1 protein-coding gene is annotated in these 574 nt (G+C 64.1%); it reads left to right on the top strand.

The window, feature by feature from the left end; genetic code table 11:
- Positions 1 to 25 precede the first annotated feature (25 nt).
- Positions 26 to 574 (top strand): sensor histidine kinase (locus tag AC1DTN_RS38680; protein ID WP_477925510.1); only part of this gene is annotated, 549 nt, incomplete at its 3' end.

Here is a 574-nt window from a genome sequence, read left to right as displayed (position 1 = left end):
GAGCTGGCGTGGTCGAAGCGGCAAGGTGAGCGAGTTCCAGATGGTCGCCTCGCGCTTGACGAGCCACGGCCTTGGTGCGGTGTTCACATTCGAAGACGTGACCGAGCAGCACCGCGCACGCGAACGCGAGCATGAACAGCAGCTCGCGCTGGCTCACGCGATGCGACTTTCATTGATGGGGCAGTTCGCTTCCGCGCTGGCGCACGAGCTGGGCCAGCCTTTGAACGCATGCGAGAGCTACGTGGCCGGAATCCGTCTTCGGCTGAGCGAGGAACTGGCGGACCGGCCGGACGTGCAAGGCGCACTGGCGCAGGTTTCGCTCCATCTCGAGCAGGCGGGTCAGATCGTCCGCAACGTTCGCCGCTTCGTCGGGCGGCACGAACCCGAGTTCGAACCGCTGGATGCGCGCGAACTGGTCATGCAGACGCTGAATCTGTTGCGGGTGCAACTCGACGCCTCGGGATGCATTGTCGAGGTGGACGCGCCGGACGACTTGCCGATGGTGCAGGCGAACCGGGTGGAGATCCAGCAGGTCCTGGTCAATCTCGTGGTCAATGCTATCGATGCCATGGAG

The organism is Rhizobium sp. 01T444 (genome assembly GCF_056398305.1).
The sequence above is the reverse complement of the archived record's forward strand: the minus strand, read 5'-3'. Positions and strand labels throughout refer to the sequence as shown.